We start from the raw sequence: 21,605 nt of genomic DNA, 5'->3' as shown, positions 1-21,605 counted from the left end.
GGGGTATCTTGACAGTTTGACTTGATTTCATATATTTTGAGTTCAAAATAAATAAGAGATAAGTGTATGAATGTTTCCCCACGAACCTATGGCTACCTGCTGCGGATCAGCATTTCCTTTTTTATGAGCCTGCTGATGTCCTTTGCCATGCTGGTTCTGAACCTCGGGTTCGTCGAAAACTTTATGGCCCTGTGGTTCAAATCCTTTTCCGTCGCGTTTGCACTGGCCGTGGTCATCAGCTCGCTGGTCTTTCCGTTTGTGACTGTACTGCTGTCCAAAGTCGTGCGCGTATGCGACGAACCTGCTGAGCTGTGTGAAGCTCCAGAAGGCTGCTGATTGGGTGCCTTCAGTTCGGCAGGATGTACTCATCCTGCGTAGCAATAAACGCATCAAAGGTTTGCGAGTGGTAGACCTGAAAACACCCGTAGCTCTGTGAGACCTCTCCGCTTTTCATGATCCCGATGAACTTCTGTGCTTCCTGAAGCATGAGAACGACCGTTTCATAGTAGGGATCGTGTGTCATTTCCAACGTATACTCATCCTGCATAATCATGTAGTGGCCCTTGCCCGCAAAGGAAAACGCCCGCTTTGACAGCGCCAGATCATTGGCAAGCGAGCTGCCTGGATCAATGGCGATGAGGCAGGAGATCAGGGCAAAGTCTTTCAGAGAACTTCTGGCTACGGCGACGTTTGGATCCGGCTGATCGGCAGAGACTGCGCTGACTGAGGGCAGAGCGAGGGAGAGAAAAACCAATAGCCGGAAAAGGTGTTTCATTCTCAAATCCTTTGGTTTCAGCCGCTGTTGAGTTATCGCAAACGTAACCAGAACCGGCGCATAAGCGCTCTCACTTCCGCAAAATGACGCCGCCTAAACGAACTGTGATGCAAAAATAGCTGCTCTGCGTTTTTTGCATTTGCTTTGTGATGCATCAGAGTATACGTGCATTATTAATGCCAGTTGGCATTCAGAATTACTTTTCAGCACATTTCCTCCCTCTTCATTCGCTTTCTGGTTCGTCTCCGTAAGCGGATTTGTGCTGCTAGCAAGGACAAAAAATGGCTCAGTTCCTCAGCAAGCGAAACATGGGTATCGCGCTTACAATCCTGTCTACGCTCATCTTCGCGATGCAGGATGCGATCACCAAGCAGCTGGTGTCAGATCATCCGGTCTGGTTCATCATGATGGTGCGTTTCTGGGTTTTGCTGGCGATTGCTGTTGGTTGGGCCATGATCAGCGAGCAGGGGCTTTACAATGTGGTGCGCACAAAGCGCCCGGGCCTGCAAATCTTCCGCGGCCTGCTGCTGTTTGCCGAAATCTGCCTGATCACCTTCGCTTTCAGCATGCTGGGACTGGCGGATGTGACCGCAATCTTTCAGGCTCATCCGTTGATCGTCACCGGCCTTGCTGCTGTGTTTCTGGGTGAAACCGTTGGCTGGCGCCGCATTACGGCAATGGTGTGCGGCATGGCTGGCCTGCTGATCATGCTGCAGCCGGATGGCAACATCGGTGGCTGGGGCGCCGTTGTGGCTTTGGCAGCTTCTGTCAGCTTCGCGCTCTACCAGCTGTTCACGCGCCTTGCGAGCCAGGATGACAGCGCGCTGACCTCGTTCCTTTACGTGGGCATCGTGGGCACCGTGCTTTCCACCATCATCGGCTCTCAGCACATGATGGCGTTTGATGAGGTGGAGTGGGTTCTGCTGCTTGGCATCTGTGCCACGGGAACCTCCGCGCACTTCCTGCTTATGAAGGCTCTCTCGCTGGCACAGGCGAGCGATATCCAGCCGTTCAACTATCTGCAGCTTGTCTGGTCCATCCCGATCGGCTTCCTTGTGTTCTCCGATCTACCGGTCTGGAGCACTATTTTGGGCGCAATCATCGTTGTTGGCGCAGGCCTGTTCTCGCTCTCCCGTCAGCGCATCCGCGATGCGGAAAAGGCAGCAGCTGGCGAGCCGGAAGCGGCTGAGAAGGTGGCTGTCAGAGCTGACTAGAATGTGTTTGCAGGTTCTGCGAGAGCACGCGCAACCAAGCGTTAGAGCCTATGGCCCCGTGCCAGAAAACGCAGAACCTCACCATTGGTGGGCCAGCTGCGATATCGCGGGGCCCTGTCATCCGGCACCGGCATGCAGTCATTCTTGCCAAGAAAATGCGACCCGATCAGTTGCCCCGCTTTGCTGAAAAGCTCCAGATTGGTGCGGAAGAGCGTTCGCCTCGTAGGCACCACAGTCTTTTCCGCCAGCACCTTGCCGGCATCAATCTTCTGAATGCTCTCATGCAGGCTCACCGTAAAGGCTTGCTCATTTTCCATGATGGCATGAAAGACCGGATCAGGCCCTTTATAGATCGGTAGTTTGCCCGGGTGAATGTTGTAGGTCTTGCCCGCAAAGCGCTCATAGAATGCCGCATTCAGGATCTGCCCCAGATGTACGGTCAGAATGATGTCCGGCTGGCAATTTTCAATGAAATCCAATGTTTGCGGGGCACTCACATCCGTCGTGCGCAGGATAGGGCATTGCAGGCTATGCGCCCACACGCTCATGCTCTTCCATTTTGGGACGTGAGGTAGCCGGTAAGCAGGCTTGGTGATTGCACCCAGATAGCCTGCATACAGCGGACCTGAGCGAAGGATCAGGTCTTTATAGGCCCGCCAGTCATCCCGTTTGCCAACGATAGAGGTACACTTCACCAACCCCGCGATGTTGATTTCGGGGTGTGCCAGCAATGAATGCAAGGCAGCATCTGTGTAGACACTCGCATTGGAAATGAGACAGATCTGCACTGCACCCCCTCAAACTACATAAAGTGATCGTAGGTCACGCCCATCTTCCGCGCCTTGGCCATGCGTGGTGGCTCCATGCGCTTCAAACGTTGCTCGGCATAGGCGGTTGAGAGGATCTTCTTTGCCGTTCCCTTCGCAGCCGCTTCCAGCCCCTCAGCATTATAAAGCGTGCCGCGCACCTGAATGGTGGCTTTGAGCGCCTCCAAAAATTTACGGAACACATCCGGCTCAGGCGGCGTCGCGGAGCGCCAGAATTCTTCCCAATCGCCCTGATGGGTCAGGCCGTCCATATCGTAAATGGTTGGCAGAATGCAGCAGGTCGGTACGCCGTACTCCAGCGCCTCAATGCCTGCAGAACTGTTGATAGTCAGCATGCCAAGGGATGGTTCTGCCAGCTCTTTGATCGTCCGCCCGTGAATGAGCTGGGTCCGACCCTCAACCCCATGTTTACGGCTTGCCTCAACGATGGCGCGGGAAAGATCCTTGAAGCGGTACTCCAGCGGATGGCTTTTGAACAGCAGCAGCGTCCCATCCGGCGCATTGCGTGCAAAGGAGGTGATGACTTTCTCAATCGCCTCATAGATGCTGCCAAACGGGGAGTGGTCCCTGATCTGAAAATCACCATTCAGTTGCAACGCGAACAGATAGTAAGGCGTGCCGCTTTGCTTCAGCTGCTCCCAGATCACCTCAGCTTCCTGCTGCCGTGTCTTGGCCTGGATCCGCGCCTTCAGCCAGCCACCATAAACCTGTGTGCGTGGCTCCGTGCGGTGATTGCGGTAATGCGGAAACTTGCGAGCGTGCAACGCGTTGTAGAAGGTGAACCCCAGCTCCTGCAACACAATCTGCTTGTAACTGCCCGGATAAACTACAGCACTGCTGTCCTCTTGCGCAGGCGTTTCCAGTGCCATCAACTCCTGCTTGCTCTGCGGGAAGTGCGAGAGCGCGGAACAGCCGCCAAATTCCACCGTCATCCAGTCAGGGCGCAGATAGCCAAGCTCGGTGGCGATGATGTTCACATCCAACCGCTTGGCAACGCCAATGGCCACCTTGTGATAGTAGCGGCGATCTCCATGCAGCAGAATGTCCGTCACGCCATGCGCAACGATAAGTGCTTCCAGAAACAGCTCCCAGTTCTCTTCCGGCTCCGCAAAGTGAATGGAGTCAGTCTGCTCCCAGTCATGCACATCACTGCCGCAAAAATGCACCTTCAGCGTCTTCGCACCCAGTTGCTCCAGGTGGTGCGCAGTGCGTGCGTAGTATTTGGAAAGAGGCCCTTGCAGCAGCAAAATGCAGCGGTTGTTTTCTGAAGTCATTTGTCACTCCAGTAACAATCATCTGAAATAAGAGTACCCGCCGCCTTGGCCTGCGCCAGACGTGGAGGTGTTTCAACATAAGCGCCATGCCCGTTGACGCCGTCATTCAATATGCGTTTCACAAACTCTTTTGCAGCCAGCTGCCGGCCTTCGGGATTGAAAAAGCTTCCACGCACCTGAATGGTATGTCCCATGAGCTTTTCCAGATCGTGATAAAGGTCAGCATTCGGCTTGAAAGGTTCCTTCCAAAACTCACCCAAAGAACGCTGATCCGTCAATCCGGCAATATCATAGACAGCCGTGCCCATCGCCTTCACCGGCACGCCGATACTGAGGGACTCCATCCCGACCGTACTGTTCACCAGCACGCAGCCACGGGAGTGCTTGAGAAGCTTTCTCAAGTTTCCGCCATCAATGATGATAGTCCGGTCCTGACACCCAAACTCCGCTGCAACATCCCGGATAACCTGCGGCCAGTTCTCCACGTTGTTATCAAACGGATGAAGCTTGAACACCAGCTTGTTGTCAGCAGGTGCACTTTCCGCAAACGTGCTGAAAAGCTCCCGAATAAAGCTGGAAAGGTGCTTGTAAGGCGAATGGTGCCGGATCTGATAATCCCCCTGCATCTGCATGGGCACCACAAAGTAGTTGGCGTGTTCTTCAGCAAGCCGCGCTATTGTTTCTTCCGCTTCCACGCCGAGCCGTTTCTGACGCATCAACCGCGGGATGTAACTGAAGTAATCACGGAACGGATGATAATACCGATCGCGCTGATAAAACGGATAGAGGTAAGGAAAAAACACTGGAATGAGGTTACAAATCACCTCATTGGTCGCTTCCTGCAAAAAGGCATGCGGAAACCGCCCCGCCGCCCGAAGGTCCGGCAGATCTGCGGCGCATCTCTGAATTTGCTCAGGATCGTTGGGAAAGTGAGAATAGACACCCATCCCGCCACGCTCCAGCGTGATCCAGTCTGGCCGCATATATCCAAATTCATAGGCAAACGTATTGATGCCGCGTTTCATGGCAACATCATGCGCAATGCGATGATAAGGACGCCGATCCGCATAATAGAGGATGTCCGTTACCCCCTTCTCATCAATCAGCTTCTCAAGCTTCGCGCGCCAGTTCTTCAACCGCCCCCAATAATTCTTCGCGCCCAACCCAACACGAAAATACCAGTCACTCAGCGAAAAATTCACTACAGAATAAGCAACGCCCTGCGCCTCAAACTCCTTCACCAAAGCCCGACAAAACCTGGATGGATGAGACTGCAAAATAAGAACCGACCGCCCTGACATGATACTCAAACCCAGCTACTTAAGCTGGTTCTCCCGATGCACAGCCAGTGCTTCATCAACAGAGTCATACATCGTCAGCTCGCCCTCATGTAGTATACAAGCTGTATCGCAGAGCTTCTTGATGGTGGCTTGAGAATGAGAAACCATAATGATGTTTGCATGTTTGAGCTTGGTCTCGAAGACTTCGTCACACTTGCGCCTGAAACGTGCATCACCGACGGCTGTGATCTCGTCAATTAAGTAGCATTCAAAATTGACAGCCATACTTATTCCAAAAGCCAGACGTGCTTTCATCCCACTTGAATAAGTTTGAATGGGGAGGGCCATTGATTGACCCAACTCAGAGAAATCATCGACAAACTCGATCATGTGCTCTGTATCTTCGCCATACATGCGAGCAACAAAACGTACATTTTCAATACCTGTCATCTGGCCAGCAAAGCCTCCCCCAAAACCGAGAGGCCATGAAACATTCACGTTTCGCTTAATTTTCCCCCCATCAGGCAACTCTGCCCCAGCAATCATCCGCATTAAGGTGGATTTGCCAGCTCCATTATGCCCAAGAATTCCGATGTTTTTTCTTTCCGGGAATCTAGTGGTGAGACCTGCTAGAATAGTCTTTTTTACTCCCCTCAATTGATATGACTTATGAACGTTGTAGAACTCAATCATCAGGCTGATTTCTTTCGATAGAGACGCTCTCCCAAGAATCCGAAGACGAGCAGGATCAAAATGCAGGTCAGCAAGTATGACTTATCGAGGACAATACTATTGTAGTTGCTGTAATATCCTTCTCGGAACCACTCGATGCCATGGAGTATTGGGTTCCAGGAAAGCCAGTTTACAATATGAGTAGGGAACTCACTGGGGACGTAAAAAATCCCGGAAAGAAAAAACAAAGGTCGGCTGATGACTGCTTCCAGCTGTCGCCAGGTTGGCCAAAGCTTGAACAAAACTGCGTTTGCTGTTCCGGCGCCTAGTCCTAGAAACGTCAATAAAAGAAACGCCGCAGCACAAACTTCAATCTGTATTGGTGGACTAGCTCCATCCCAGATCATAATTACTGGAAAGAAGATGAGAATTATCATTACATACGTTAGGGTGATGATGATGTATTTGGAAAGAAGCAGATCAACTTCATTGACCAAAGGGTAGCTTAAAAGACCTCGTCCGGAGTATATCGCTGTCATCAAAGAACCGGAAAGTTTTGAATATGTTTGAAAAGGCAAAATTCCGGTTGCAAAAAACAAAGCGAAACTCGTGCCGAAGGCCGGGGATCGTCCTACACTGGAGAAGATTAATACCAGAATGAAAGTGCTAAGCGCTGGATTGACGATTGCCCAGAGATAACCAAACTGGGTATCGCCAAATGCCGATCGCGTTTCTCTAAGCACCAAAGCTCCAATAACGCGGGTTTGACTTGCTATGAGCGTGTTCATTCTGACTTTACTTGAGGTGGTCCCTAACTGAATAAGCTAGAACAGTAGCAAGTACCCAGACCGCGAGTAACCCAAGAAACAAGATGGCGGAATTTGTGAATCTGCGAGGATAAGCAGCTTCTTCTGGTTTAGACGGCGGATCAAAAACAGCAAGGTATCTTTGTTGCCGGTCTGCTTCAGCTCGTGAGCGCTCCAGACCAGCAAGCGCGACGGAGTACGCCTGTTGCGCAAATTCTTGTTCTACGACCAGTTCTTCATAGTTTGCAAGCAAGGCTGACAGAGAAGAAAGGCGACTGGTATCAGCAGACTCTGTTGTGAGTTGTGTCGGAGTTCTTCCACTTATTTCAGAGCGTTTATCGAGGATTTGCTGCGTCAGTACTTCGTCTTGCTTCCTTAACTGTCTGATTGTTGGGGAGTTCTCGTCAATGGCGCCAACGAGCGTAGCTAATCTTGATCTTACCTCTAAAAGTTGCTTCTCCAAGCCAGCAATCAATTCAATCTGAACCTCAGCGTTTCTGGTAGGATCTATTGAGTTCTCTGCGCTCCTGAACTCCTTCATACGCATACGGATCATCTTTAGACGAAGTTCTGCCCGTCTGACTTCTTCCTCAGCAAACTTTACTGCGTCGCGCCGTGCATTTTGAGAAAGTCCGTTTACGAGTTCTGCGCTGTAGGCAAGTATTTTCGCCGCAATTTTCTCAGTCATTTCCGGAGAAAAGGCCTGAATCTCAACCTCAATGATGCTGGAGGTACTATCAAAAGTCGTCGAAATCATACCCTGCCAATAAGCCACAAGCTTTTCAATTGTAATTTCCGTATCAAGGCGATAGATGAAATCAATACTCGCCCCATTGTAATGGTCGACTATTCCAACATCAGAGATCAGACGTTCAACAACTTCGCGTCCCTCCAGATAATCCATAAGAATAAATGAGTCTGTGGCTGTCGTTCCAACGCTGGCCAAGCCGGTAAGCGCCCCCAGAAAATCACCTCCAGCAGCTGTTCCATCCATTCCGCGTACAGAAAAGCCAATTGTTGAGGAATAACGATCAGAAGCAACGAATAGGAAATAGCCTGTTCCGAAAAGGCTGGGAATGAGTACGATTAAGGCAAAGGAAAGAGCCAGAATACGTCGTCTGATTTGTTGCGGACGCAGTTTTTGCAGTGCTCGTAATGATCTATTCTTGCGCTGATGGTCGCGTCGGTCGGTGTCAATTGGTAGCTCAACAACTGATCCTTTTGTCTTTTGGGGAACAGCTTTGAGATTTTGCGCTTGAGGCTTCTGTTGTACTTGTGGTTTTTCAACTTCGTTCGAGGGTGCCGGCAAGGGAGATTGAGCTGGTGTATCGGCCTGCATTTGAGAATCCACCTTCCGAGTATCCTGGTTTCATTTTCGTAAGTTCGCCCCGAGGTTGGATTTTTTAAACCTTCTACATTGGAAGATTTTATTGCATGCTTATTGTTGGGAGTGAGTATACGTAAAATGATTTTGCATCAAAGACTGGAGTACACGTAGCGTATTTTTGTCATTAGATAATGCTATTATGTAAATATATTTATACATTATTTGAATATATTACCTCTATGTAACTGTCTAAGGTTATTGTGTTCTCATGTTCAAACCCAAGTCGATTCTCATCACTGGTGCCAGTTCGGGCTTAGGGCGGGCTATTGCGCTGGGGTATGCGGAGATGGGTGTAACGCTTTGTTTGACCGGGCGAAATGAGGAGCGGTTGGGGGAGACTGTGCGGGCTGCGGAAGAACGTGGTTGTCGTGTGCTTTGGAAGCCGCTGGATATTTGCAATGCGCAAGATGTTCAAAGTTGGGTTGATGAGCTGGAGCAGGAGATTTCACTGGATCTGGTGATTTCCAATGCAGGTGTTACGGATTCTCATGGCATCGATGGTTCTGTTGAAACTGCCGAGACGGCGCATGTGCAGATTGCGACGAATCTTGGGGGAACAGTCAACCTGCTCACGGCGGTAGCTCCTTACATGCAAAAGCGCAAAAGCGGGCGTATTGCGCTGATCAGTTCACTTGCTGGAATGCAGCCGATCTCTGACGGACCTGCTTATGGGGCATCAAAGGCAGGGATCATCGCTTATGGGGAGGCAATGCGCGATCACTTGCATAAGTGGGGAGTGTTCGTCTCCGTGATTTGCCCCGGTTATATTCTCACGCCGATGGCAGATCAGTTTAAGAGCTGGCGCCCCTATGAGTTCACTGCAGAACAGGCGGCGACGAAGATCAAGAAGGCGATTGGGCGGAAGAAGGCGTTTTATGCGTTTCCGTGGCAGCTCGCCTTGAGCATTCGGATTGGAAAACTGCTGCCATGGCAGTTGCGGCGACTTGGAAATCAGCGCTTCAATTATCAGCGCTGATTCAAATAGTTAGCGTCGATTAAGCTGACATGACTTGCTGAATGGAGATGGGGTTGCTGTTGTACGTCGCCATCTCTTCATTCACCAGCTGGATTGCCTGGTCCAGCTGCTCCTCGGTGTGCTCTGACGTAATGAAGAAGCGCAGACGAGCGGATTTTTCCGGCACAGCAGGATATATGATCGGTAGTACGTTCAGGCCGCGATCCAGCAGGCGAGCAGCCAAAACAGTTGCCTTCAAGGAATCACCGACCATAATTGGAACCACAGCACAGCCTTGGCTTACGCCGGTATCAAGATTTGCCGCTTGTGCTTTTTCTAGGAAGTATTGACCATTTGATTGTGCTGCCTGAACACGTTCTGGTTCTGCTTCCATCAAGCGAATGGCTTCACATACGGCAGCCGCAATTGGTGGTGCGATGCCAACGCTGAATACAAAGCCGGAAGCGGTGAGTTTCAGGTAATCAACCAGATCACTACAGCCAGCGATATACCCGCCACATCCAGCCAGTGTCTTGGAGAATGTGCCCATCCAGATGTCGACGTCTCTTGGATCAATCTGGAAGTGCTCAGCGATCCCGTGACCGGTCTTGCCAAGAATGCCGATAGAATGTGCCTCATCGACCATGAGCCACGCACCATACTTTTTCTTAATCTCGATAAGACGTGGCAGATCCGGATAATCGCCATCCATGGAGTACACGCCTTCCACCACAATCAGAACACGTGGATGTTTGTGCGCGCGCAATTCCAGAATATTTTCAAGGGCATCCAGATTGTTGTGCGGGAAGGACTGGCGCACAGCACCGGAGAGTTTGGCACCGGTTACAATGCTATTGTGGATGTAGCTGTCGTGGATGATCAGATCATCCGGTTGCATCAGCTGGCCAATGCTGGTGACGTTGGTGGCATGCCCGCTGACAAATGCAACAGAGCTCTCGACACCGTGCATCTTGGCAATGAGTTCTTCCAACTCTGTGTGGATTACACGTTCACCAGCCACAACCCGGCTTGCGCTGGCAGAGATGCCATAGTGATCAACGGCGGACTTCGCAGCTTCCTGAACTTTCTCGTGGCCGTTCAATCCAAGATAATCGTAGGATGAGAAGTTAAGGTACGTCTCTCCATCAATCTGGGTTGTTGCCCCTGCACGCGCTTCATGGGCCCGAAAGAACGGGTTGTTGATCTGCAACAGATCCGCTGCAGCTTTTTGAAGGCGAATTTCTTTAAAACCTGGCAAGTCAGCAAATTTTGGAGCGATTGCCTGTGTCTGAGCTGGTTTAGTTGCCTTTGGCTTAGGAGCAGCCGACTTTGAGCGCCGCACAGCGCTCAAAGCATTTAAACGGTCGTCTTTGCTCAGTTTTTTCTTTTCTGACTTAGCCATTAATTTAAAATTCTTGCGCTCTTGTCTTGATGGGTATCGAGGATCTCGCGCACGCTCGATTTTTGAGCATCATCGAGATCATCAGAAAGGTGCTGGCTTGCAAGAACGTTGTGCGAGCCTTCCTCAGCAGAGGCATCCCCACCTTCACGTTTGCGGAGTTTTTGCAGAATCTGAGCTGCAAAATCATCCAAGCATGTCCCGCCGGAGATAGAAACCAGCGGAATCTCCAGATTGAAACGCTTCTGGATACCCATTCGCAATTCCAGCCCCATCAACGAATCCATACCGAACTCGGCCAGTGGACGCTGATGAGAGATGTCTTCCGCAGGAAGGCGCAGGATACGGCCAATTTCACCGGCAAGAATATGCGCAACGACTTCCTTGGCTTCAGCATCAGACTTACCTTCAATCAGGGAAAGAATGTCCGTTGCTCCATCACTGTCACCATCAACGTCAGTGCGACCCACGATCTCCTGGAAGAGAGGCTTACTGAGCAGAGACAAAGACTGATGTGCTGCTGCCCATGCAAAACGGCCGATATGGACCACTGCGCCTGGTGCAGATCCATCATCCTGTTCCATTGCCAGCTTCAGGATATCTAGACCTTCACGTGCTTTGATAGTTGCCTCACCAAGGTGACGGGAAAGCTTGTCGGAAACATCTGCGTTTCTGGCAAGGAAGCCTACATCGCCGATCGCACCCCAGCCGACAGCTGTAGCAGGCTTGCCCGCTTTACGGCGCGCTCTTGCGAGGCCTTCCAGATAACCATTGGCAGCCACATAGTGAGACTGACCAGGGTTACCAATCAGCGTTGTCGCTGAGGAGAACAGAATGAACTGATCAAGTTCGTCGTCGCGCGTCAGCTCATCAAGCAGACTTGCACCCTGTACTTTTGGCTCCAGAACCTTGCGGAAGCGCTTTTCGTCAAGTTGCTGAATGATACCGTCATCAAGCACCATCGCTGCATGGGTAACGCTCTTGATTGGTGCGGATTGGCGCAGCTCGGTCAACAGTGTATTGATCGCAGCCCGGTCGGTCACATCACAGCTGACTGCAGAGACGGTAACGCCCTTGTTGGCAAGTGTCTCAAACAGCCCCTCATGCGCTTCGCTGACGTTTGCAGAGCGGCTTGTCAGAGTGATACGGCGTGCACCGTTGTCAGCCATCCAGCGGCAGATCTCGAGACCGAAACCACCCAGGCCACCAATTACAACATGATGACCATCAGCGGAGAACTCCAGAGGCTTGCGTTCCTGAGGGACGCGGACCTCTTCTGGCTGAGGAGGTGTAATCAGGATCTTACCGATGTGGCCGGAGCGCTGCATTAGTCGGAAGGCATCCTGCACATTGCGACCTTCGAAGACGCGGTATGGCAGTGGAGTGAAGGTGCCATCTTTGATCAGCTCAAAAACATCTTCAATCAGCTTACGGGCCAGATCACTGTCATGCAGAAGGATCTGGTCCAGATCGATGCCGAAGTAAGACACATTGCGACGGAATGGGCGCAGGCCGATTTTGGTATTTGCGTAGTAATCGCGTTTACCCAGCTCGAGGAAGCGGCCAAATGGGCGAACAATGTTGATACTCGCTTCCATCGCTTCGCCAGCGAGGGAGTTCAGAACAGCATGGACGCCTTTCCCATCTGTGATTTCCATGACCTTGTCAGGGAACTCGAGACTGCGAGAATCGAGAATGTGGTCTGCTCCAAGCAGACGCAGAATCTCACGTTTCTCTTCTGAACCTGCAGTTGCGATAATTTTGGCGCCAACGTGTTTTGCAATCTGCAATGCAGCAAGGCCAACACCGCCAGCTCCACCATGAATGAGAACCCATTGATCTTCTTTGAGTTCTCCAAGGTGGATGAGAGAGTAGTAAGCTGTCAGGAAGGCAACTGGATAGGTTGCGGCTGATACCAGCTCCTGGCTCTGATCAAGCTTAGCAACAGCGAACTTAGGGCACGTTACATAAGAGGAGTAACCACCAGAGGTGAAGGCGACCACTTTGTCTCCAACTGAGACATCGCTCACATTCTCGCCGACACGGGTAACCGTACCGGAGATCTCCAATCCCAGATTTGGACCGCCATATCCATCCTCAAGAGCTTCTTCCGGCAGCATTCCCAGAGTCCACATTACATCACGGAAGTTAAGGCCGGTTGCTGCGACCTTGATCTCAACCTGATCCTGTGTGGGCTCAATACGCTCCTGTCCGCGCCAGTCCAGATGGTTCAGGGATCCCGCCTCAGAGAAGTTCAGTTCAACGTTTTCTGCTGGCACCCAGGACGATTGACCAAATCCAGATTTGACGCGTGAAACCACCTGATTTTCATGTGGCAGGAGAAGCTCGTTCTCCTGATTTTGTGAGAACACTGCTTCCAGAACATCTGAGGTAATGTCCTCGATGGACTTATCAAGCGCCACATCCAGTGTGAGTGGTGTAAGCTCTGGTGCTTCGTTTCCAAGCACACGCGCAAACGTCCAAGCAGCACTTTGTACCGGCGCTTCCTGCTTTGAACTGTGACCACTGCCGCCAGGAGCAACGAATGCGAGCTGCCCAGCAAGTCCTGGATAAGCTTTGACAAGACCGACACAGGTTGCGCAGCGCTTCATCACCTGGTCGACAGGATTATCGCCAGTTTCAGCCAGGCCATAAAGGTGGATGATCGTTTTCTGGTCAGCATCGAGGAAAGCAGAACCCGCCAGTGCAGTCTTCCATCCGCTTGCTTCATTCAGATCAAACTGATCACTGTCAGCATCGAGGATAGTGACATTACAGGAGGCGAGACGTTCGTCTGTTTTGATCGCCTTGGCGATCTCCTGTTCCTGCTTTGCATTGCCGGTAAGAACAAGGAGAGCATCATTATCAGTCAGATCAACAAGTGCATTTGCCTGCTGCTCAGCTTTAGAAGCGTTAGACGTTGCTTTTAGCAGAACAACGGAAGCCCCATCTTTCAGTGCTTCAATTGCAATCGGTGCCTCAAAAGACGTGTTACCGAACTGATCCAGCCAGTCATTGCTTGACTTAAGTGGGCCGACTGGGAACTCATCGGACAACGAACCTGCAAACCAGTCTTGAGATAAGCCGAAGGCAACGTCATGGAAGACGTCGGTCAGAGGCTCAATCGCAAGAAATTGGCCACCTTCTGAGAGCGATTGCCCCAACTTATCGAAGAGCTGAGGCTCGCTCTGACACGCTGTGTGGAGCAGGCCAGAAGAGACGATAATGTCAAACGGCCCTTGTTCCAGCGCTGCTTCCCAAGTGTGATTGCTATCCTGATTGCTGGTGTCGAAAACAGTAATGTTCGGCTCATCCAGGACACTGGCAGTCAAGCGTGCAGCACTTTTGTGACTGCTGTCCGCGATAGAAATACGCGTGATCCGATTTGGAAGAAGTTGCTGAACATCCTTTGCCAGATTCAGGCCGGAACCGCTCAGGTCCAAAACGTGTAATGGCGTGTTCAGGTCCCAATCAGCAAGCGCAGTCTTCAACCATTGCGACACGCTTTTGCTGCGTGTTTGTGCCTCTGGAGAGGAATACCAATACTGTTCCAACATCGCGCTGGAATGCTCGAGGTTTTCCTCATCAACAGTACCGCGTTGAAGGCTCTCAAGAACATGTTTGCGGGTAGTCGCAAGGATTGTGGCCGCGGCGATATCTTTCGGACTTTCCTCAAGTACGCTTTCAACCAGCAAATCGAACTCTGGAAGCTCAAAATCGCTGTTCAAATCAAATCGGCCTGCACTGCAGTCTGTTGCTGCACCGGCTTCTTCCAGAATGCTCAGAAGATTGATGAAATAGCGTCGGTGATTGACAGGTAGGCTTTCGATGGTGACGGTCTGATCATCATCGGCAAACTTTGAGATGATATCGAAAGCCGTCCGCTGTGCCGCTGCGTTGAGCAGCAAGTAAGCTTCACGCTCTGCTTCATCATCAACGGTTCTGAATTTCTCTGCAACGTAATCTTCAATCGCAGGGAAGACGTGAGCCAGCTTATTTGCTTGAGCTGATGGGCTACGCTGCAGAGCAGACTCAACGCGATAAATCAGATCAGAAGGATTGTCTTTTCTGCCGAGTTCGGTTGCTCTGAAACGTCCGCCTTTGATTGCGATGATGACGTTGTCATCTTCATCAAAGATCTGGAAATCCGCCAGAATTGAGAGATCGGACGCACGTTTTACCTGAATGCGCACATAAGCAGGGGATGAGCCTGATTTATATTGACGAACTTTATCAAAGAAGATCGGCACGTAAGCCTTGGGACGGCTGTTTTGTGTCGTTGTTTCTCTAAACAAAGACAGCAACCCATGGAAACACCCATCTAGTTCAGCGGGATGGATACCGAAGGCGGAGACCTGATCAACTTTGTCTAGAGCAGAAAGATGGACGATAAAGGTACCTTGATCGACCTGAGAAACGTTTTGAGTGCGCTGGAAGCGTGGCCCAAATTCCAAGCCGTAGGTTAGAGCAGCTTTATAAATTTCCTCGCCACTGTTGATGAGGCTGGCAGCTTCAAAGTCCAGCTGAATGTCAGGAGCTGTTGTCTCCAGCTTCCCAACGCGGCCAACGGCATGCAGCGTCCAGTCATCACCACTCAGGCGCATGCGACTAGATATTTTAACTGTGCCTGTTTCCTCAGAGATTTCAGTTTGAACTTCCGTCAGATACTCGTCGCTTAAGACAAGCGCTTGCAGAATATCCATGGAGCGAAGTTCAACAGCTTCAGAGCCATACAAAGAAGCACCTGCTGCCAGAGCCATCTCAACATAACCAGCACCCGGGAAGATCATCTGGCCGTTGATGACGTGATCTTCCAGGAATGGAACGGTGAAGCGGTCCAGATGGGTCGTCCAGAGGTTATAATTGTTGTTTGGGCGCCATCCAAGCAGAGGATGTTCTCCTCCCCGGAAGATACCCATGTTGGCTTCATGACTGTTTTCAAAGCGGAAGCTTTTGTTTTGCCAAGGCAGAGGTGGCAGATTGACTGGCTCTTCTGGATTTTTACCGAATAGCTTGTCTGTATCGACTTTAATGCCTGCAACAAAAGCGCGCGCCACCAGATTAATGACTGGATCGGCTCCATTAAGTTGCTCATTAGACAAACTGGAAAGGACGGAACTTTTTCCGCCTTTGTCAGCTGCAACCTGGCGGAGATAACTTTGCAGAATTGGCTTTGGACCAATCTCAATGATGGTTTCAGCACCAAGATCCAAAGCGGTCGCAACAGCTTTTGAAAACAGCACTGGTTTGCGAAGGTTCCGCCACCAGTAATCAGCATTCAAATCCTCACCATCAGCGACAGCACCTGTTACTGTGGAGATGAATGGGATATGGCTTGCAGTAGATTCAACCGTCCCAACTGCATTGCGGAATGGTCGTTCAACGGGTTCAATAAGTTGACTATGGAATGGATAGTTCAGCGCAACTTTTCTGAAGGCAACATGGTTGGCACGGGCAAACTTAGCAAAGCCGTCCATGTCTTCTTTGGTGCCAGACAAACTGACCGACTTTGGACTATTTTCAGCTGCAACTTCAATAGAGTCAAAACCGCTTTTAGCAACAAGGCGGCGCGCTTCATCGGCAGGGAGCACAAGTGCTGCCATGGTGCCGTGACCAGCAACTACTTCTTGTTCCGCAGATCGATGGAAAACAAGATTTACAGCCGCTTCCAGAGTGAGCGTGCCTGCAATGTGAGCGGCGGCGACTTCACCGATGCTGTGGCCTAGCACCATATCTGGTTTGAGTGCGTAATCTTCCAGAGCCTTGCACAGGGCAACCTGAACAGCAAACAGAAGCGGTTGCGCGATGCTGGTCTTTTTTAGATCGTCTTCAAGCGTTTCACTGAAGAGCTCAGTCTTTAATGACCAGCCAGACAGGCCTGTGAAGATTGTATCTACATTGTCAAAGACTTGCTTAAACAACCCGTTTGCAGCGTAGGCATCACGGCCCATGCCTGCCCACTGAGCGCCATTCCCTGAAAATGCAAACGCGCATTTTCCAGTGCTTGCAGCTTTGTTGGAATAGATGACATTTGTGTTTTTCTGATCATTTGCAAAGTCGGAAAGCGCCGTCTTCAACAAGGTGAGATCTGCACCTATAAACGCAGCTTTTTCCTGAAAAACACGCTTCCGATGGAATGTAGCTGCACAAATCTTTTGACTATCCTTTTCAGTCAAAAGATTTTCATTCGCATACTTTTGAGCGAGCTCAACAAGTGCTTCTTTGGTTGGCGCACTAAGAAGCAAAGTACTCTGATTTTGATGAGTATTGAGCTGAGTTACATTTTCAGCTGGCGTATCTGGATCGCTGATGATGACGTGGGCGTTGGTGCCCCCAAAACCAAATGAGTTCACGCCAGCAAAACGTGAAGCACCTGTACGAGGAAGCTCAACGCCTTCACCTGCGACTTTAATGTTTAAGCCATCAAAATCGATATCCGGGTTTGGGTCTTTAAAGTGAAGGCTAGCTGGGAAATAATCATTTTGCAGCGCCAGAATTGATTTTGCTAGTCCAACCAAACCAGATGCCGGCTCTAAGTGACCAACATTGGTTTTTACCGAGCCAATAGGCAGGGGTGCACGTCGTTTTTGTGCAAGAGTTCGACCGATGGAGCCTGCTTCAGCCGGATCGCCTACACGTGTACCTGTCCCGTGGGCTTCAACAAATGCGAGCTGGTTTGGATCAATTCCATGCGTCTTGTATACGCGCTCGAGCAGATTGGCTTGTTCCACATCAGATGGAAGGGACATACCGACAGTGCGACCATCAGAGTTGACGTCAACAGCTACGATATCAGCGTGTGATCGTTGGCCTTTCCAACGCGGAGCATCTTTCCGTTTGATGACGAGTGCAACACCACCTTCAGACCGCACGTAGCCGTTACCGTTGGCATCGAAAGCTTTACACTGACCATCCGGAGACAACATGGTTGCCTGCGCAAAACCGACAAATGGGAACGGACTGGCAAGCACGTTCACACCCGCTACAATGGCACAATCAATACGGCCAGAACTCAGCGCCCGATAGGCCTCGTGAAGGGCAACCAGAGAAGAAGAGCATGCTGTATCAACCGTAAAGCTCGGACCTTTCAAATCAAAGATATAAGAAAGACGATTTGAAATAATGGAAAGCGTGTTACCAGTCATGAAGTGACCAGTTGCAACATTCGGATCGAACAGGCTTTCATTGGCATAATCGAGAGCAGACGCGCCGACATAAACACCAACATGATCGCCTGCGAGAGTTTCCGGCGAAATACCCGCATCTTCAATAGCTTCCCAAGCAAGCTGGAGCAGGATCCGCTGTTGAGGGTCCATCTGTTCTGCTTCACGGGGGGATATACCAAATGCGGTTGGATCAAAATCCCAGAGATTATCTAGGATGCCGGCCTTGAAGGTGTATGTCTTGCCACGCTCTGCAATGCGGGGGTGATAGTATTTGAAATGCGGCCAGCGGTCGTGTGGGATTTCTGTAACTGTGTTATGGCCTGCCTTTAGCAAACGCCAAAGGGCTTCTTTGTTATGAGCACCCGGAACGCGTACTGAAAAGCCTACAATTTCCAACACATGAACATACTCTGTTGAACTTAAATGCGAGTCAGGAAGCAACTCGTCGAACTACAGAGGAGTATAAAATTAATTGTGATGTCACACTAATTTAGAAATGGGGTCACAAGAACTGAAGGATTGATCAACTGCGATAAGTTAGCTCCATCGTGGGTGTGTTCTTTACTCAAAACACCGCTCATAAATCTCTTCAATACGCTTTGTTTCTTCTTCGGTTAGCGCCTCGAATTCTTTTGACCTCGCGCGGTGGGAGAGTTTTCCGTTATTTTGATTCAGGAATCGGAAGAGGAGATCGGACAGGCGGGCGGGCATGTCGATGAGTTGGGAGAGCTCGCGTTGGAAGCGGTCGTGGTTTTGCAAGAAGCGGGCTTCCTCGGGTAAATCATGTTCAACCGTACGTTTTACACAGGCGTTGAGGAACTCTGCGTGGGCGGTGGCGTCAAAGAATCGGTAAAAATCTGCTGTTTCGTTGGTCACGGTGAGGTTGCCGTGGGATGTGGGTTGCCAGTCAACCTTGCCGAGAAGGCGTGCTGAGTAGTCTTCCAGCACTTGTCTGTAAGTATCGATTCGTTCCAGAATCACTGCGGAGACCGGAAACACCACGCCAGGTGGGTTGAAGCCACGTTGTGCCAGCGCGTGGTGGATCAGGTAGCGGTGGAGCCTTCCATTGCCATCTTCAAACGGATGCACGTAAACGAAGCCGAAGGCGAGAACAGCTGCTGCCAGAACTGGGTCCAGATGTTTGGCGTGGTCATGTGCAAAGTCAATCATGCCTTTCATCAGACTTCGCAGATCTTCCGGCTTTGCGCTGATGTGATCTGGCACGGGCATACGAGTTTCGCGGTCGTGCATGCCGACGAAGCCGCCTTCTTCACGCAGACCCAGATGAACGAAGCGGTCATCGCCAATCACGATGCGTTGCAGGCGAAGGAACTCGTCGATGCTCAATGGTGTTTTGCCAGCCTCTGCGATGGCGCGGCCCCAGCGTTGGATGCGGTCATGTGCCGGGCGCTCTCCTTCAATGGCGAAGCTGGACTTGCTGTCCTTCAATAGCAAAAAGGCTGCGGTTCGTGCGAGCAGGTCTTTGGGAACGGATGCCGCCGCATCCATTGCTTTTTCTTGTAGTTTGGCTTGCTGAAAGGCCTCCAGATCGTTGTTGCGGAAGATGAGAGGGCAGAACTGAGGTGTCCCAGGTAGGTTGTTGCGCACGCGATGACGGGGTGAGGAGACAGAGTTGCCACCGAATTGCTTGTCGGTATTCAGTGCATCCACATAAGCACCTGTCTCAACATCGGGCAGCTCCAGTTGCTCGCCAAGCAGCCATTCATAGAGAAACCAGATGCGCCGTGTGTAGCGGCCGGTTGGGCGAGATCGGATCAGTTCTTCAATGGGTTCCGGGCCGCAGGCAAGGAACAGGCGCTTGAGCAGTGCCAGATCTAGCCCTTCGTTTTTCAGCGCAAAAGTGAGATGTCCCAACAGTGTGGCTTCCGGGGCGTGGCGAGGTGTGAAAATACGCCAGCCGTCTTGCTCGATGATCTTGTGACGATCTCCAATGGCGCATAATCTGTGCGGAAGGGGTACTCTTAAGTCATAGGCATCAATAAGCGCTGAGTAGCCTGCCGGGGTTGCAGGCACAGGAAGCCAGCTTTCATGAAAAACTGTTACGGCCTGTGAAAAAGGCTTATTCATGCGCCACTCCCGTGAAAAACTGTTACAGAAGATAGCGCAGAAGGAGACTTATGTGAATACCTGTCATTTTTCAGAGTAAACTCCGAATAACCGTCAGCTCCCATGAAAAAGCGTTATTTCAAGCCGGGAGTGCCATCAAACTTGCGTTCCAGACCAGACCAGCAGTCCACATAATCATCCTGCAGAGGTGCTTCTTTTCCCGCGAACTCAGTCAGTTGCTGCGGAAAGCGGGTTTCGAACATGAAGCTCATGGTGTCTTTCAACTTCACCGGCTCCCAGCTGCTGTGCGAGGCTTTTTCAAAAGCTTCCTGATCTGGGCCATGGGGCAGCATGCAATTGTGAAGACTGATGCCACCGGGGACGAAGCCGTGCGGTTTGGCATCATACTGCCCATAAATATTGCCCATCAGTTCAGACATGATGTTCTTATGGTACCAGGGCGGCCGGAAGGTATCTTCCTGTGGGAGCCAGCGGGGTGGGAAGATCACGAAGTCGATGTTGGCCGTGCCTTCCTCTGAGGTTGGAGCTGTGAGCACGGTGAAGATTGAAGGGTCTGGATGATCGAAGCTGATTGCGCCCACGGGAGAGAAGTGGCGCAGGTCGTATTTATAAGGGGCGTAGTTGCCATGCCATGCCACAACGTCCAGCGGTGAGTGATCGATGGTTGTGCGGTGAAATTCCCCACACCATTTGACCGTCACATGGCAAGGGCGCTCGATGTCTTCAAACTGCGCAACTGGGGTTTTGAAATCCCTTGGATTTGCAAGGCAGTTAGCACCGATGGGACCGCGGTTGGGTAGCGTGAACTTGGCGCCGTAATTCTCACAAATGAAGCCTCTGGCGTTGCCGTCGGGCAGGCTGACTTTAAACACCATGCCGCGCGGTAAAATGCAGATTTCCAGCGGCTCCAGATCAATCACACCGAACTCGGTTGCGATCTTCAGGCGACCGCTCTGGGGCACCACCAGCAACTCCGCATCGGCATTGTAAAAGTATTCGTCCTCCATATCCGCGTTGGCCAGATATACATGCGCCGCCATGCCCATCTGTATGCCGACGTCGCCAGCTGTGGTCATGGTGCGGATACTATCGATGAACGTGAGCTTTTGGCCTTCAGGAAACGGAACCGGGTCCCAGCGATATTGGCCAAGTGAGACAACATCAGGGATCTTGTTGGGAGCGGTTTTCCAGTAGGGATGCGTGATTTTATGCAAGCGACCTAGGTGCTTAACGGAAGGTCTGATGCGATAGAGCCAGGAGCGTTCGAGTGTTCTATGGGGTGCGGTGAAAGGAGAGCCGGAGAGCTGTTCGGCATAGAGGCCGTATTCAACCCGTTGCGGTGAGTTCCGTCCTTGTGGCAGAGCCCCCTTGAGGGCCTCGCTCTCAAAATCATTGCCAAATCCGGCCATGTATCCCGGTGTGGTTCCATAGCGGCTGTCATGGGTGGTCTCTGAGTTTTGATCAGTTGGTTTTTCCATGGTCCACTCCGGGCATCACCAGCGATTTTGGGTCGAATAGAGAAGATGGTTCAATCCTCAGGCTTGAACGAGCAAAGGCATCTGAGCACAGAACCAGATGCACGCAATCAACGCGATCTGGTGGAGGTAATCCATCTCCCGAAAACTATGGGAAGAAAATGGCGGGGCCATGAGCCTTTACTGAATTACCTGCCAACAATCCTGACCCTTCAAACTGCGGCACCCATGATCCGTGGATTGGCTAATTCTTCAATAACAGTAGGGTGATAGCCAGCAACTGAGCA

Annotated in this window: 14 protein-coding genes; 3 read left to right on the top strand and 11 right to left on the bottom strand. The window is 51.1% G+C overall.

The features are described from left to right. The first annotated feature begins 66 nt into the window (after positions 1-66). The gene (locus PJE062_RS17805) at positions 67-336 is read left to right on the top strand and encodes a DUF2798 domain-containing protein (RefSeq protein ID WP_008551080.1); all 270 of its coding nucleotides are present in this window, start codon (positions 67-69) and stop codon (positions 334-336) included. Between the two features lie 10 nt (positions 337-346). On the opposite strand, the gene PJE062_RS17800 is transcribed toward PJE062_RS17805, so the two are convergent. Beyond that, a complete protein-coding gene (locus tag PJE062_RS17800) occupies positions 347-775 on the bottom strand; it encodes a hypothetical protein (RefSeq protein WP_008550930.1) in 429 nt (142 codons plus the stop codon). 281 nt (positions 776-1,056) lie between these two features. Between PJE062_RS17800 and PJE062_RS17795 the strand changes: the two genes are divergently transcribed. Beyond that, complete coding sequence (locus PJE062_RS17795) at positions 1,057-1,989, top strand: DMT family transporter (RefSeq protein ID WP_008551225.1); 933 nt, start codon at positions 1,057-1,059, stop codon at positions 1,987-1,989. Between the two features lie 41 nt (positions 1,990-2,030). On the opposite strand, the gene PJE062_RS17790 is transcribed toward PJE062_RS17795, so the two are convergent. From PJE062_RS17790 to PJE062_RS17765, 6 genes are all read right to left on the bottom strand, one after another. Beyond that, entirely contained in the window at positions 2,031-2,777 is a 747-nt protein-coding gene (locus tag PJE062_RS17790) for a formyltransferase family protein (RefSeq protein WP_008550921.1), read from the bottom strand. Positions 2,778-2,791: 14 nt separating this feature from the next. Beyond that, a complete protein-coding gene (locus PJE062_RS17785) occupies positions 2,792-4,090 on the bottom strand; it encodes a capsular biosynthesis protein (RefSeq protein ID WP_008550923.1) in 1,299 nt (432 codons plus the stop codon). Beyond that, positions 4,087-5,331: a capsule biosynthesis protein gene (locus PJE062_RS17780; RefSeq protein WP_157039219.1), complete on the bottom strand. Its 1,245-nt coding sequence runs from the start codon at positions 5,329-5,331 to the stop codon at positions 4,087-4,089. Before PJE062_RS17780 ends, PJE062_RS17785 begins: the two co-directional genes overlap by 4 nt. A 75-nt stretch (positions 5,332-5,406) precedes the next feature. After that, a complete protein-coding gene (locus PJE062_RS17775) occupies positions 5,407-6,063 on the bottom strand; it encodes an ABC transporter ATP-binding protein (RefSeq protein WP_008551124.1) in 657 nt (218 codons plus the stop codon). After that, on the bottom strand, positions 6,063-6,830 hold the full coding sequence (locus PJE062_RS17770) for an ABC transporter permease (RefSeq protein ID WP_008551097.1): 768 nt from the start codon (positions 6,828-6,830) through the stop codon (positions 6,063-6,065). The genes PJE062_RS17775 and PJE062_RS17770 overlap by 1 nt, the downstream gene beginning before the upstream one ends. A 7-nt stretch (positions 6,831-6,837) precedes the next feature. Beyond that, positions 6,838-8,187 carry a hypothetical protein gene (locus tag PJE062_RS17765; protein WP_008551188.1) on the bottom strand — a complete coding sequence of 450 codons (1,350 nt, stop codon included), beginning with the start codon at positions 8,185-8,187 and terminating at the stop codon, positions 6,838-6,840. Positions 8,188-8,443: 256 nt separating this feature from the next. Here PJE062_RS17765 and PJE062_RS17760 point away from each other — a divergent pair, with 256 nt between their 5' ends. Beyond that, on the top strand, positions 8,444-9,211 hold the full coding sequence (locus PJE062_RS17760; protein WP_008551246.1) for an SDR family oxidoreductase: 768 nt from the start codon (positions 8,444-8,446) through the stop codon (positions 9,209-9,211). Positions 9,212-9,230: 19 nt separating this feature from the next. On the opposite strand, the gene PJE062_RS17755 is transcribed toward PJE062_RS17760, so the two are convergent. From PJE062_RS17755 to hmgA, 4 genes are all read right to left on the bottom strand, one after another. After that, positions 9,231-10,592 carry an aminotransferase class I/II-fold pyridoxal phosphate-dependent enzyme gene (locus tag PJE062_RS17755; protein WP_008551244.1) on the bottom strand — a complete coding sequence of 454 codons (1,362 nt, stop codon included), beginning with the start codon at positions 10,590-10,592 and terminating at the stop codon, positions 9,231-9,233. Then, entirely contained in the window at positions 10,592-18,154 is a 7,563-nt protein-coding gene (locus tag PJE062_RS17750; protein ID WP_008551233.1) for a type I polyketide synthase, read from the bottom strand. Before PJE062_RS17750 ends, PJE062_RS17755 begins: the two co-directional genes overlap by 1 nt. 162 nt (positions 18,155-18,316) lie before the next feature. After that, on the bottom strand, positions 18,317-19,843 hold the full coding sequence (locus PJE062_RS17745; protein ID WP_008550931.1) for a Fic family protein: 1,527 nt from the start codon (positions 19,841-19,843) through the stop codon (positions 18,317-18,319). A 113-nt stretch (positions 19,844-19,956) separates the two neighbouring features. Further along, entirely contained in the window at positions 19,957-21,321 is a 1,365-nt protein-coding gene (gene hmgA / locus PJE062_RS17740; RefSeq protein WP_008550906.1) for a homogentisate 1,2-dioxygenase, read from the bottom strand. Between the last annotated feature and the right edge of the window lie 284 nt (positions 21,322-21,605).

Source organism: Pseudovibrio sp. JE062, from assembly GCF_000156235.1.
Taxonomy (GTDB): Bacteria; Pseudomonadota; Alphaproteobacteria; order Rhizobiales; family Stappiaceae; genus Pseudovibrio.
This window is presented reverse-complemented; position numbering and strand designations above follow the sequence as displayed.